The following is an 11746-nucleotide window of genomic DNA, read 5'->3' as shown; positions in this document are numbered from 1 at the left end:
CCCTTCAGGATGGGACGGGTAGGGGCGGCGGGGGCGAGAAACCCCTGGACCGTCAGGGACGCAGCGCTCGCAGCAGCAAGTCCGCCAAGTGGTCCGCGACTTCCTGCGGGCTCATCGGGCCGTCCGGGCGGTACCACGTCGACAGATGGTGGACCGACCCGAAGTGGTAGTCGACGACCAGGTCGGCCGGCGTCGCCTTCGAGAAGACGCCCGCCTCCTGGCCCTCCTCGATCAGCGCACGGAAGCGTTCGTGGTAGCGCCGGCGCTCGGCGCGCACCTGCTTGTTCTTCTCCGGGCTCAGGTGGTGCATGGAGCGGAAGAAGATCATCGCGTCGTCGAGGTTCTCGATCGTCGTGACGACGACGTCGGCGGCCGCGCCTCTGAGCCGCTTCTCGATGGGCTCGTCGGCGTCCGCGAAGGCGTCGAGACGCTCCTGCTGAACGCGCAGCACGCGCGCGTACACCTCGTGCAGAAGGTCGTCCTTGGAGCCGAAGTAGTGGTACAGCGCCCCCTTGGTGACGCCGGCCGCCTCGACGATCTCCTGCACCGAGGTGCGGTCGTAGCCCCGCTCGGCGAAGAGCCGGGTGGCGGCGGCGAGCAGCCGCTGGGGGACGGGCGTACCGTCTCCGTCCGTCGTCCTGGCCACTGTGCCGCCACCTGCCCTTCCGAGATATCTGCTTGCTGTCTAGGCTTCGTTCACGCGAGAACGAAGTTCCCGACGGAGGATCTTCCCACTTGCCGTCTTGGGCAAGTCGGGCAGGATCTCCACCTGCCGCGGATATTTGTAGGCGGCCAGTCTCTCCTCGCAGTACGCGGCGAGTGCGTCGGGGTCCGTTTCCGCACCCGGACGGAGGCTGATGTACGCCTTGACGGTCTCCCCGCGGTACCCGTCGGGTACCCCCACGACGGCCGCCTCGCGCACCGCCGGGTGGGTGTAGAGCACGTCCTCGACCTCGCGCGGCCACACCTTGAAGCCGGACGCGTTGATCATGTCCTTCTTGCGGTCGACGACGTACAGCCAGCCGTCGGCGTCCATGAAGCCGATGTCGCCGGTGCGCAGCTCGCCGTCGGGGAAGGTCTCGGCGGTGGCCTCGGGGCGCCGCCAGTATCCGGGGACGACCTGCGGCCCGCGTACGACGATCTCGCCCTGTTCGCCGAAGGGGACCTCCTGGCCCTGCTCGTCGACGATCCGTACGACCGTCTCGGGGCCCGGCAGGCCCACGGCGAGCGTCCCGGAGACCGGGTCGACGGGTGCCTCCAGGCCGGGTGGGACGGAGGCGCAGGGGGCGGTGCACTCGGTGAGGCCGTAACCGTTGCGGATGTACAGCCCGAAGCCGGCCCGGAACTTCTCCACCAGGGCGGGCGGCAGCGGGGCGCCGCCGGAGGAGATCATCCGGAACGAGGCGAAGTGGTCGCGGGTGACGTCAGGGTGGGCGGCCAGCGCCATGAAGGCGGTCGACGGGCCGACGGTGTAGTGCGGCCCGTGCTCGGCGAACGCGTCGAGCACGACTCCCGCCTCGAACCGGTACGCCAGCACGAGGGTCCCCGCGCTGTCGAGACAGGCGCCGAGCTGGCAGACCATCCCGGTGATGTGGAACAGGGGCGCCAGCGCGAAGTAGACGGGCGCCTCGGGCAGTTCCAGTCCGGTCCGCTGCCGCTCGGCGTTGTACATGATGTTGCCGTGCGTGTTGGTGGCACCCTTGGGCGTGCCGCTGGTCCCGGAGGTGTAGCTGATCAGTGCGATGTCGGCGGGGCCCGCGTCGCGTCCCGCGGGCGCCTTGTGTCCGGCGCGGGCGACGGCCGCCAGGTCTTCGGCGTCGTCGGCCTGCGGGAGTCGCTCGAACGACAGCACGCGCGCGTCGTCGCGAGTCTGGAAATCCAACTCGCACCCGGTGAGCACGATCCGCACCGGCGAGTCGGCCGCCGTCTCGCGCAGATACGACTCCCAGGCCCGGTCGGAACAGATCAGCGCGGCCACCTCACCGTCCCGCAGGACGTGACCGACCTCCCCCGACTTGTACATCGGGTTGACGGGCACGACGACCGCGCCCGCCTTCCAGGCACCGAGCAGGGCGAGCACGAAGTGCGGGGAGTTCTGCAGCAGGATCGCCACCCGGTCGCCGCGCTCCAGGCCACGGGCGGCGAGATGCCCGGCGACGGAGTCGCTGAGCTCGTCGACCTCGCGGTAGGTGAGGCGGCCGTCGAAGTAGGCGAGGAAGACGCGCTCCGGGGTCGCGGCGGCGGCCCGGCGCAGGGCGTGCACGAGCGAGTCCTCGGGGTCAATGGGGGCGCGCTGGGCGTCGCCGAGCAGGGCCAGCCAGGGCTTGGCGGCGTAACGGGAAGTGTCGGTCACCGGGTTGCCTCCCACTTCTGCTGGATGTGGTTCATGCCGGCCAGCCAGCGGTCGGGCTCCCCGGCCCGCGCCTGGTAGAAGCCGGCGACCTCGGGGTGCGGCAGGATCAGGAACCGGTCCTCCTCCATCCCCTTGAACAGGGCGTCCGCCACGTCCTCCGGCGCGATGGCGGTGGGCTTGAGCACCAGGTCACCGGCGGCGCCGGTGGCGTCGAGCATGTCGGTGCGGACACCCTGCGGGCAGATGGCGTGCACCTTGATCCCCCGGTGCCGGTACGTCAGCGAGAGGTACTCGGCGAAGGCGTACGCGCCGTGCTTGGTGACGGCGTAGGGCGCGGCACCGATCATGGTGAGCAGCCCGGCGGCGGAGACGGTGGAGACGAACCGCCCGCTGCCACGCTCGAGCCAGTCGGGAAGCAGGGCGTGCGCCGCACGGACGTGGGCCATGACGTTGACGTCCCAGGACAGCGACCAGGCTTTCTCGTCGCCGAGATCGGTTACGTCCGGACCGCCGAAGGCGACACCGGCATTGGCGCAGTAGACGTCGACGGTGCCGCCGAGCGCGGCCCGGGCGTCGGTGACGATGGCGGAGGCGTCACCGGGGACTGCGATGCCCCCGATCTCGTCGGCGACCGCCTCGGCCTTCCTGGCATCCAGATCGTTGACGACGACGCGAGCTCCCTCGGCGGCGAAGCGCCGGGCAAGGGCCGCTCCGATGCCACCCCCAGCCCCGGTAACGACGACTCCGGCACCCTGCACGGCTTCCACCATCGGTCTCCTTCGCTGCGGCTCTTACTGGCCAGACTAACCGGTCGGTATGTATCAAGGAAGGGGTGCGGTCACCCACCCAGGGGCGCGGGGAACTGCGCGACAAGCCACGACTTACCGGCACCTTCCACACAACCTGCGGGAGCAATACCGTGCCCCCCATGCGCCTATCCAGACGAGCCCTACTCGCAGCGACAACGGCAGCAACCTCACTCACGGCGGCCTCCCCCGCACACGCGGCCGAGCGCCGCATGCGCACGGGTTTCGAGAATCTCGCCAACACCGGATACGCCCCCTTGCGCGGCCAGCGCGTCGGCATCGTCACCAACCCCACCGGCGTCACCCGAGACGTCCGCCACATCGTAGACGTCATGCACGCCGACGAAAGGGTGAACCTGGGGGCCGTCTTCGGCCCCGAACACGGCTTCCGCGGCACCGCCCAGGCAGGCGGCTCAGAAGGCCGCTACGACGACCCCGCGACCGGCCTCCCCGTCTACGACACGTACCTCAAGAGCGGTCAGCCCCTCGCCGACATCTTCACCGCCTCCGGCGTCGACACGGTCGTCTTCGACATCCAGGACGTGGGCGCCCGCTTCTACACCTACATCTGGACCCTCTACGACTGCATGGAGGCGGCCCGGCTGGCCGGCAAACGCTTCGTGGTCCTCGACCGCCCCAACCCGGTGACCGGACGAGCGGCCCAAGGACCGGTCCTGCACAAGGAGTTCGCCACCTTCGTGGGCCGGGAGCCCGTCTCGCAGGCGCACGGCATGACGGTCGCCGAGCTGGCGCGGCTGTTCAACGGGGAGTTCCTCACCACCCCGGTCCCCCTGGAGACCGTACGGATGACGGGCTGGCGGCGATCCGACTTCTTCGACGCCTCGGGCCTGCCCTGGGTGCCGCCCAGCCCGAACATGCCCACCCCGGACACCGCCCTCGTGTACTCCGGCAGCTGTCTCTTCGAGGGCACGAACCTCTCGGAGGGCCGCGGCACCACCCGCCCCTTCGAACTGCTGGGCGCGGAGGGCATCGACGGACGCTGGGCCGACGAGGCCAACCAACTCGGCCTGCCCGGCGTGCACTTCAGGGAGGCCTACTTCGCTCCCACCTTCTCGAAGTTCCAGGGCAAGACCATCGGCGGCGTACAGATCCACGTCCACGACCGCACCGCGTACGACCCGGTCCGCACCGGAATCGCCCTGCTGGTGACCGCCAAGAAGGTCTGGAGCGGCTTCAGTTGGCGAGCGGACAACTGGATCGACAAGCTCACCGGCTCCACCCGGGTGCGCACGATGATCGACGCGGGAGCGAGTGCCGACGAGGTGGTGGCGGGCTGGCAGCAGGAGCTGGCGGCGTTCCGGCGGATGCGTGGGAAGTACCTGCTGTACAAATGAGCGCCTCACTGATGGGTGACGACGTATGGCCATTCCCGCCCGTCGGCAGGACGATGCGCCCGTATCGCACCACAATCGGGGGCTGAGGGAGCCTGACATGGCGGATCCGGCAGTGAGCGTGACTCCCTACTGGGAGCTGACCTTCGACGCGGACGGCGATCCGGACGCCGGCAGGCGGGACCGGCTGCTGGCCGGCGTGGCGCGGCACGAGGTCCGTGATCTGATCGTCTTCGCGCACGGCTGGAACAACGACCGCTCGGGGGCGACCCGGCTGTACGACGGGTTCTTCTCGCCGGTCCCCCGCCTCGTACCGAAGGCGAAGGTCGGGTTCGTGGGCGTGGTCTGGCCGTCGATGCGGTTCTCGGACGAGCCGATCCCGGACTTTCCGCGGGCCGTCGCGGCGGATATGCCCCGTCGGCCGGCGCTCGACAAGGACACGCGGCACGCCCTGCTGGAGACGTTCCCGGGGCGGGCGACCGTGATCGACCAGATCGCGCGGATGCTGGACCAGCAGCCGCGCGAGGAGGCCGAGTTGGAGGAGTTCGGGCGGCTGGTGCGGATGCTGGTGGACGTGGTGCCGCCGGGGCCGCAGGCGCTGTTCGCGGCGGACACGCTGTGCGAGGGGGTGCCGCAGGACTCGCCGGACATGCTCTCGGGATCCGTCGCGGCCGTGTGCGAGGAGTTCGGCCAGGCGCTGACGCAGTTGGAGGCGTCCGGCGGGGTGCCGGACGGCGCGGCCTCCTTCTCGTTGCCGAACCCGTGGGAGGGCGCGCACGAGCTGCTGCGGCAGGCGACGTACTACGCCATGAAGCGGCGCGCGGGGACGGTCGGTGAGCGCGGACTCGGCCCGGTGATCGGGCAACTGGCCGCGCGGGAGCCCGAGGTGCGGGTGCATCTCGTGGGGCACAGCTTCGGCGCGCGGCTGGTGTCGTTCGCGTTGCGCGGGCTGCCGAAGGGCGTGCGCACGGTGAAGTCCGTGACCCTGCTCCAAGGCGCCTTCTCGCACTACGCGTTCGCGTCCCGGCTGCCGCACGACGCCCGTGCGGGCGGTGTGCTGGAGGGCCAGCACAACCGTATCGACGGACCGCTGGTGTGCTGCTACTCGCGGCACGACTCGGCGCTGTCCACGATGTACCCGCTGGCCTCCCGTATGGCGGGGGATGCACGAGGGGTCGCCGCTTTGGACATCGGCCGGATGCTGGGCGCCAAGTGGGGTGCGATGGGGCACGACGGAGTGCAGGCGGTGCCCGGGACGAAGTCGCTGAAGCTGGCTGACGCGCTGAAGGCGACGCTGCCGGCCTCGGGGTGTGTGAACGTCGACGCGGGGGCGGTGGTCAGGCGTGGCGGGCCGCCGGCGGGGGCGCACGGCGACATCGTGCACCGGGAACTCGCGCAGCTCGTGTTGGCGGCGGGCCGCATCAAGTGACCCGCCGCCGGATACCGACCTGTCACGCGTGACCGGTCACTGCCCCGTCACCGATGTGACGTGAACTCCACGACCTGCTGGTACGTCGGCCGGTTCTGCCAGCTGATCCTGCCGTGCTTGATGCCGCCCAGGGTGCGCTGGGCGATCGAGTCGGCGCACCACTGGTCACCCGCCGAGCACTGGTCGTCCCCGGGGTAGACCTGGGCCGCGGTCTTGCCGGCCGCTTCCTTCAGGGTGCTGATCAGTATGTCCCGGCAGGCGCTGAGGCTGCCGCCACCGCAGTACTCGCGGTCGAGCGGGCCCTGTACCGACTCACCGAGCACGGCCCGGATGTCCTTGTCGACATAGCTCCACCAGCCGTACTGGAAGGAGCTTCCGGCGTGCGAGCCGGTCGGGCCGTGGGCGGCGGACGGGGACTCGTCGATGGGCAGGTTGTTCGTCATCGCGGTGTACAGCTCGCTGCCGAGGCCCGGTTCGAACTCGGCCTTGACCAGCAGCGGCCACCACGCGTCCAGGATGCGGATCGCGTCGGCGTGGGCGTACGTCTTCGAACCGGCCGACGTCTCGGTGCGCTTGCCGCCCGCCGACAGCCACGTCCGCAGCTTGCTCACCGCCGCGGCGACCGTGGAGTCGGTCACCGGGGAACCGCCCACGACCTTGAGCAGGTCCGGCACCACGTCCTCGGCCCGCAGGTCGGCGAGGCCCGCGTCGGCCATCGCCTTGACCAGCGAGGCCCTGGTCACACCGCCCGCGTCGACCAGCTTCCGCACCCGGTTCTCCAGCAGGTTGCCGCGGTGGACCGAGCCGTCGCCCCAGGGGGCGGTGGTGTAGTCCTTGGCCTGCTTGTTGTTCCAGGAGATGTAGTAGTCCTGGTCGACGGAGTTGGGGTGGGCCGAGGGCGGGGTGTACTGCGCCGTGTTCGTCACCGGGTCCCAGCCCCGCCACTCGTACGCCGGCTGCGCCCAGACCGGGAACTCCGCGTCGACGCCGGACGCCCGCACCGGGTTGTCGCCGCTGTTGTAGTAGGCGGTGTGCTCGGAGTCGACGTAGAACCAGTTGAACGTGTAGTTGATGTGCTGCACCGCCTTCTGGAAGTCCTCCGGGCCCTTGACGTAGTCCGGGTCGTTCAGCATCTGGAAGCCGATGATCGAGTCGGCCTCGTGCATGAAGGACGAGCGCAGGGTGGTGTACGCGACCTTCTTGCCGCCGACCGTCGCGCGGTGCGTCACGGGACCGTACTTCGTCCGCCAGACCCGCATCGTGTACGAGCCCTCGGGGGTGCTGTCGGCGGTCGTCGGCTTCCAGGCGTTCTTCTGCTCGACCTTCTCCATCGCCGTGCAGGTGCCGCGGTAGAGGTAGTGGTGGTCGTCCTGGCACAGCTCGACGGCGTAGGTGTCGATGATGTCCTGGCCGGAGGTCGTGGCGCTCCACGAGTAGTCCTGGCCGCGGCCCAGCTCGACGTACATGCTGAGGCCGGCGAAGGAGGCGCCGCGGGCGCTGATGCCCGGGCCCTGGATCTCCTGGAGCAGGAGGAGCTGGGGCGCGAAGTATCCGGTCTGCGGGCCGAAGACGGCGACCGGATGGCCGCTCGCGGTGTGCTCGCCGCTGACGACGAGGGCGTTGGACATGCCGCGCTTGGCCGAGGTCATGGCGGTCCGGGCGGCGGTCGTCGAGGCGCCGGTCGCGGCGGATCCGGCCGCGCTGCCCGTACGGTCGTACACGAGTTGCTCCTCGGTCACCGAGCCGGCGTCGGGCAGGGCCTCGCCCTGCGGGTCGGCCGGCTTGGAGGCGTACGGGAAGCTCTTGTCGTGGACGGTGACGACCGCCTCGGGGTCGTTGCGCTCGCGGAACGACTCCCACAGCTCGGTGCCCTCGACCACGCCGTACTTCTCCTGGGCGGCCAGGAGGGAGATCGCGTTGTTGACCTCGCCACCGCCTCCGGAGCCGAACAGGGCGCCGATGACCGAACCCAGCGCGACCAGGTCGGTGATCTTGAAGTGTTCGATGGTGCCGGCGTTGGTGACGGAGTCCTTGTGGCCGGTCAGGACGTACTCGCCGGGGAAGTAGCGGCCACTGTCGGATGCGTCGATATACGCGTTGATGCCGTCCAGATACGCCTTTGCGTCGGCGAGGGCCTGCTGCCCGCGTTCACCGTTCGAGGCGACGGCGTTGTCGATCTGGGCCTGCAGATCGGCCTCGGTGTACGGCGCGTTGCGCCAGAACTGCTGCTCAAGGCCCTGGTTGGAAGGCGCACCGCCCGCGAAGGAGGTCAGCTGACCGCGTCCGACGTGCCGGAAGACGTCCATCAGCCACAGCCGGTCCTGGGCGGCCGCATAGCCGGCGCCGAACTCCGTGCCGTATCTGGTGGTACCGGTGATGTGCGGCACACCCGTCTTCTTGTCCCGAACGATCGTCACGTCGCTGCGTCCGGCGGGTTTCACGGTGGAGGCGACTTGATCGGAAGGAACGCCGAACGAGGCGTCGTTGAAGAAGTTGGTGATCGTCGCGTTGGTGAGGCCGGAGTAGCCGGTGGCCAGGTTGGCGTAGGGGCCCAGCTGGTCGGAGGCGTGTTCCGGCATGCTTCCGAAGGCCTGGTTGAGCAGGATCTGGGCCAGCGTGGCGTTGCCGTTCTGGCCCGGCGGCAGGATGTCGGAGCACTGGTTCCCGCAGTGGTCGGTCGCGGCCGTGACCTCGGCCGCGACCGCCTCGGTCGCGGTCACCGCTTGGGAAAGTGGCGACAAAAGACCGGCAATCAACACGCATACGGATGCGGTCTTCAGGAACCCGGGGAATCTGCCGGGAGTTCTCAGTCTGTCCGGGGCGTTGCGGGAGTGGCGCCGTGGCATGGCAGCTCCTACCGACGAGGGTGGGCCGAGAGTGTTACCGGCGGTATCCCCGGGATTGAAGATGAACATGCGTCAATTTTTTTGGAGTCATATGGGCCGGCTACGGAGTCACCAGGACGCGCTATGGAGGTCATCGGAAATCGGATGGAGCCGAATCGCTTGTCGATACGTCTACTCGTCAACGTCGCGCGAAGTCCGTGCGACGACGCCGAAGTGACCGAAGTACAGGTGCAGGTGTGACGGAGGTGCAGGGCGATGGCCGGTTTCCGGAGTCTGGCGAGACAGGTGCGCGACGCACGGTGCGATCTGGCGCTACGGCGCTACTCGCTGCGTAAGTGCCTTGAGCGGTTCGCTCCTTACGGGCACAGGGCGACCTGGGACCACTTGTGCTCCCGGGCGGGATTCGGTCCGGAGGACCGGTCCCCCGATCCTGCGCGGCTCGTGGCCGCGTTGGACGAGCTGGAAGAGGCGCGTTCGGTCTGGCTGGCCTACGAGGTCGAGTTCGCCGAGCGGCGCAAGAAGGAGAAGCACGACGGACTGCGCAGGCCGGGCAGCGTGGACGACTGGCACCGGCTGACCTGGGGCGGCTTCGGAGTCGCCTGGTGCGACAACCCCCGGGTCCACCCGCATGAACCGCTGGCCGAGGTGCTGCGCCGGCTGATCTCCGCGCTGGAGCGCGAACCGGGCTCGGAGTGCCCGGTGTGCGGCGGGGACCGGCTGATCTGGAAGTACGACCTGGCCCATGAACCGTCGTCGGGTCCGGTCTGCACGGACTGCGGAATCGTGGTGCCGCGTCCGGTTCTCACGCCCGAAGCGCTGGCGGCGTCGCGGCGTGAACGGCGACTGCTGATGTCCGCCTAGTACGACGGGGGTGCGCCGGGGATGCCGCACCCCCCTTGCCGAAGGTTCCGTTCACTGGCGGTTCCCTGTCCGGCGTCCGCCGTTGTCAGTGGTGACTGGCACGATCGGGACATGATCCAGGTGTGTCTGAACGGGCCCCGAGGAGCGGGCGACGGTGCGCGGGTGCCTCTGTCACCGGAGGCGATGGCTGAGTCCGCCGCCGCTGCCGTCGCGGCCGGGGCCACGGACATCCATGTCCACCCGAAGACCCCCTGCGGGCAGGACAGTCTGTCGCCGCGCGTGCTCGCGCCGGTGCTCGAGGCGATACGGGCCCGGGTGCCGGTGCCGGTCGGGGTGACCACGGGCGCCTGGGCGGAACCCGATCCGGTGGCTCGGCTGGAGCGCGTACGGAGCTGGACCGTGCTGCCGGACCACGCCTCGGTCAACTGGCACGAGGAGGGCGCCGAGGACGTGGCCGCGGCGCTGATCGAGCGAGGCGTCGGCGTCGAGGCCGGCATCTGGTCCGGCACGGACGGCGCGGCACGGTTCGCCGCCTCCCCGTCGGCGCCGAAGGTGCTGCGGGTGCTGGCGGAGGTGACGGACACGTCGGCGGAGACCGCCGAGGAGACCGCGCGCGCCCTCCTGGCCGAGCTGGGCTCGGCGTTCGGCCGTCCGGTACTGCTGCACGGGCAGGACGGGGGTGCCTGGCCGGTGCTGCGGCTGGCGGGGCGACTGGGGCTGGCGACGCGCATCGGACTGGAGGACACGCTGGTCCTGCCGGACGGGGAAGGTGCCCTGTCCAACGCTCAGTTGGTGGCCGAGGGGTTGAACCAGTACGGGTGGGCCCAGCGCTCGTCGTAGGGCAGGGCGAGAGCCGAAGATCGCGACGATACCAGCGGGTAAACCGGTCGCTCCAGCCCTTTCCCGTACGGACAGTTGGGGGCGATGAAACGCAACCCGAGCCCTTGAAGGAGCCCCTGATGTCGACGCTGCGCGTCACCGCCGAAGTGCTGACCGTCCACGAGCATCCGAATGCCGACGCCCTCGAACTGGCCCAGGTGGGCCTGTACCGGGCCGTCGTCGCCAAGGGCGCGTACCGCACCGGTGAGGCCGCCGTGTACATCCCCGAGCAGTCCGTGCTGCCGGCCGAGCTGATCGAGGAGCTGGGGCTGACCGGGCGGCTGGCGGGGAGCGGGGCCGACCGGGTCAAGGCGGTGCGGCTGCGCGGCGAGTTGTCGCAGGGGATCGTGTGCCGCCCCAAGGCGCTGGACGGCGTGGATCTGGCGCGGGCGGTGGTGGAGGGCACCGACTTCGCCGAGCGGCTGGGGATCACCAAGTGGGTGCCGCCGATACCGCCCACCATGTCCGGTGACGTGGAGTCGGCGCCGGATCTGCTGCCGTGGGTCGACATCGAGAACATCCAGCGGTATCCGGACATCTTCACGCCGGGCGAGCCGGTGGTGCTGACCGAGAAGCTGCACGGGTCGGCGTGCCTGTTGACGTATGTCGCCGACGAGGAGCGGGTGTACGTGTCCTCCAAGGGCTTCGGGGCGAAGTCGCTGGCACTGAAGGAGGAGGCGCGGAACCTGTACTGGCGGGCGGTGCGGGGGCACGGTGTCGCCGAGGCGGCGGCTCGGGTCGCCGAGCGGCTCGGGGCCCGGCGGGTCGGGATCTTCGGGGAGGTGTTCGGGGCGGGGGTGCAGGACCTGACGTACGGGGCCGACGGGCGTAGGGAGAGCTTGGGGTACGCCGCGTTCGACGTGTCCGCGGAGATCGACGGGCAGGTGCGGTGGCTGGATGCGGCTGAGGTGCTCCAGGGGGAACTGCCTTTGGTGCCACGGCTGTTCGAAGGGCCGTTCGACATCGAGCGGGTGCTTGAGGTTGCGAGCGGGCGGGAGACCGTGTCCGGGCGGGGGTTGCATCTGCGGGAGGGCGTGGTGATCCGTCCGGCCGTTGAGCGGTACAGCGCGGTGACCGGGGGGCGGGCGATCGCCAAGGCGGTCAGTCCGGCGTATCTGACGCGGAAGGGTGGGACCGAGTACGAGTGACGCGTGGCTCCGCCGGCCGGGCGGGAGCGGCACGGGCGTCGGGGCGAGGTGCTACGGCAGTACACCCTCAGT

General features: G+C 70.0%; 9 protein-coding genes. 5 read left to right on the top strand and 4 right to left on the bottom strand.

What is annotated here, in order from left to right; genetic code table 11:
- Nucleotides 1-52: 52 nt before the first annotated feature.
- The 3 genes from IF78_RS0136295 to IF78_RS0136285 are packed head-to-tail and all read right to left on the bottom strand — an operon-like array spanning nt 53 to nt 3123.
- Nucleotides 53-646 (bottom strand): TetR/AcrR family transcriptional regulator, encoded by a 594-nt coding sequence (locus IF78_RS0136295; RefSeq protein ID WP_031486980.1) that lies wholly within the window; start codon nt 644-646, stop codon nt 53-55.
- Nucleotides 647-685: 39 nt separating this feature from the next.
- Entirely contained in the window at nt 686-2353 is a 1668-nt protein-coding gene (locus IF78_RS0136290) for a class I adenylate-forming enzyme family protein (RefSeq protein ID WP_031486979.1), read from the bottom strand.
- Nucleotides 2350-3123, bottom strand: coding sequence for an SDR family oxidoreductase (locus IF78_RS0136285; RefSeq protein ID WP_031486978.1), 774 nt, complete (start codon nt 3121-3123; stop codon nt 2350-2352). The genes IF78_RS0136290 and IF78_RS0136285 overlap by 4 nt, the downstream gene beginning before the upstream one ends.
- Nucleotides 3124-3281: 158 nt before the next feature.
- Between IF78_RS0136285 and IF78_RS0136280 the strand changes: the two genes are divergently transcribed.
- Together IF78_RS0136280 and IF78_RS0136275 are read left to right on the top strand one after the other, a co-directional pair.
- On the top strand, nt 3282-4514 hold the full coding sequence (locus IF78_RS0136280; protein WP_031486977.1) for an exo-beta-N-acetylmuramidase NamZ family protein: 1233 nt from the start codon (nt 3282-3284) through the stop codon (nt 4512-4514).
- Nucleotides 4515-4611: 97 nt separating this feature from the next.
- On the top strand, nt 4612-5940 hold the full coding sequence (locus tag IF78_RS0136275; protein WP_031486976.1) for a hypothetical protein: 1329 nt from the start codon (nt 4612-4614) through the stop codon (nt 5938-5940).
- A gap of 47 nt (nt 5941-5987) precedes the next feature.
- On the opposite strand, the gene IF78_RS0136270 is transcribed toward IF78_RS0136275, so the two are convergent.
- The gene (locus tag IF78_RS0136270; RefSeq protein ID WP_031486975.1) at nt 5988-8786 is read right to left on the bottom strand and encodes a penicillin acylase family protein; all 2799 of its coding nucleotides are present in this window, start codon (nt 8784-8786) and stop codon (nt 5988-5990) included.
- 255 nt (nt 8787-9041) lie between these two features.
- On the opposite strand from IF78_RS0136270, the gene IF78_RS0136265 reads away from it, so the two are divergent.
- The 3 genes from IF78_RS0136265 (at nt 9042) to IF78_RS0136255 (ending at nt 11674) form a co-directional block, all read left to right on the top strand.
- Nucleotides 9042-9647 (top strand): hypothetical protein, encoded by a 606-nt coding sequence (locus IF78_RS0136265; protein ID WP_031486974.1) that lies wholly within the window; start codon nt 9042-9044, stop codon nt 9645-9647.
- Between the two features lie 111 nt (nt 9648-9758).
- Complete coding sequence (locus IF78_RS0136260; protein WP_031486973.1) at nt 9759-10487, top strand: 3-keto-5-aminohexanoate cleavage protein; 729 nt, start codon at nt 9759-9761, stop codon at nt 10485-10487.
- 119 nt (nt 10488-10606) lie between these two features.
- The gene (locus IF78_RS0136255) at nt 10607-11674 is read left to right on the top strand and encodes an RNA ligase (ATP) (RefSeq protein WP_031486972.1); all 1068 of its coding nucleotides are present in this window, start codon (nt 10607-10609) and stop codon (nt 11672-11674) included.
- Nucleotides 11675-11746: the final 72 nt, after the last annotated feature.

Origin of the sequence: Streptomyces bicolor (assembly GCF_000719285.1) — a bacterium.
In the GTDB taxonomy this organism is placed as follows: Bacteria; Actinomycetota; Actinomycetes; order Streptomycetales; family Streptomycetaceae; genus Streptomyces; species Streptomyces bicolor.
This window is presented reverse-complemented; position numbering and strand designations above follow the sequence as displayed.

Excerpts from the sequence above, each read along its gene's own strand:
- IF78_RS0136285 (WP_031486978.1), bottom strand. The coding sequence starts at position 3,123 with ATGGTGGAAGCCGTGCAGGGTGCCGGAGTCGTCGTTACCGGGGCTGGG.
- IF78_RS0136280 (WP_031486977.1), top strand. The coding sequence starts at position 3,282 with ATGCGCCTATCCAGACGAGCCCTACTCGCAGCGACAACGGCAGCAACC.
- IF78_RS0136275 (WP_031486976.1), top strand. The coding sequence starts at position 4,612 with ATGGCGGATCCGGCAGTGAGCGTGACTCCCTACTGGGAGCTGACCTTC.
- IF78_RS0136270 (WP_031486975.1), bottom strand. The coding sequence starts at position 8,786 with ATGCCACGGCGCCACTCCCGCAACGCCCCGGACAGACTGAGAACTCCC.
- IF78_RS0136265 (WP_031486974.1), top strand. The coding sequence starts at position 9,042 with ATGGCCGGTTTCCGGAGTCTGGCGAGACAGGTGCGCGACGCACGGTGC.
- IF78_RS0136260 (WP_031486973.1), top strand. The coding sequence starts at position 9,759 with ATGATCCAGGTGTGTCTGAACGGGCCCCGAGGAGCGGGCGACGGTGCG.
- IF78_RS0136255 (WP_031486972.1), top strand. The coding sequence starts at position 10,607 with ATGTCGACGCTGCGCGTCACCGCCGAAGTGCTGACCGTCCACGAGCAT.